Here is a 1221-nt window from a genome sequence, read left to right as displayed (position 1 = left end):
AGTTGGTATTTCCAAAAAATCTTGACTCTATAGTAACTATAGGGATTCTAATATTCAAAGTTTATAAATTTTTTTAATGGGTATAACTATGAGTGGTTGTGGATGTAGTAAAGAAACACCATGCGAAGATAAGAAATCTCAACAAGAAAATCATCCATCAATTGCAGAAGCAAGCAATTCAAAGAATTGTGATAATACGCCTAGCTGTTGTGGTGAAGAGGAAGAAGAAAAATCTTCATCTCCTTGCTGTAACACTTCAAACAGTTGTGAAGATACCGCTCAATCCTGTTGTGGTTCTGATCCCAAAGAAAATTTAAGCACTGAAAACGTTTTAAAAGATTCGCACTACATGAGTGAATACTTAGTTCCCAAAATGGATTGTTCTGCGGAAGAACAGATGGTTCGTATGGCGCTATCTTCAATTGATGGTGTTCAAAAACTCATCTTTGATTTACCTAACCGTTCTTTAAAGGTTCTACATAATCAAAAAGATGAAAATATAACCACCAAACTTGAAGGACTGGGTTTTGGGGCAAAGCTTGTGAAGACTGAAACTTATATAAGCAATCAACAGGCCAAGCAAACAAGTACCTACACCATTCCTAAAATGGATTGCTCTGCTGAAGAGCAAATGGTCCGTATGACTCTTGCAGATCTTGAAGCAGTTAAAGGTCTTACTTTTGATCTTCCCAATCGAAAACTGAAAGTCTTCCATAATGAAGGGATTCAGCAAATTACGGCCAAACTCGAAGGACTGGGTTTTGGGGCGAAACTTGATGAAACACAGCTTTCTTCAGGTGACCTACCCAATGAACCTGATCCTGTAAGACAAGCTAAAGTACTTAAACTGTTATTAGGCATTAATGCTCTACTGTTCTTTATAGAATTCATCAGCGGTATTATTGCTGCTTCTACAGGATTGATTGCTGATTCTCTAGATATGTTTGCCGATGCAGCCGTTTATGGTATTGCGCTATATGCCGTCGGGAAAGCTGCGAAATATCAAGTAAAAGCAGCTCATTTTGCAGGCTGGATTCAGTTATTACTCGCTGTCATCGTGATTGTTGACGTCATTAGACGATTCATGTTTGGAAGCGAGCCAGAATCAACGCTCATGATTGTTATTGGCCTGCTCGCACTTATAGCTAACGTGACATGCTTATATCTTATTTCTGGTCATCGAGAAGATGGCGCACATATGAAAGCCAGTTGGATTTTCTC

1 protein-coding gene is annotated in these 1221 nt (G+C 38.7%); it reads left to right on the top strand.

What is annotated here, in order from left to right; genetic code table 11:
* Positions 1-88: 88 nt before the first annotated feature.
* Positions 89-1221 (top strand): cation efflux transmembrane domain-containing protein (locus tag NI465_RS16510; RefSeq protein ID WP_253146003.1); only part of this gene is annotated, 1133 nt, incomplete at its 3' end.

Source organism: Acinetobacter lwoffii (assembly GCF_024129855.1).
GTDB classification, from domain to species: domain Bacteria; phylum Pseudomonadota; class Gammaproteobacteria; order Pseudomonadales; family Moraxellaceae; genus Acinetobacter; species Acinetobacter lwoffii_L.
Note: the sequence above shows the minus strand (reverse complement) of the source record. Positions and strands in the feature narration are given on the sequence as shown.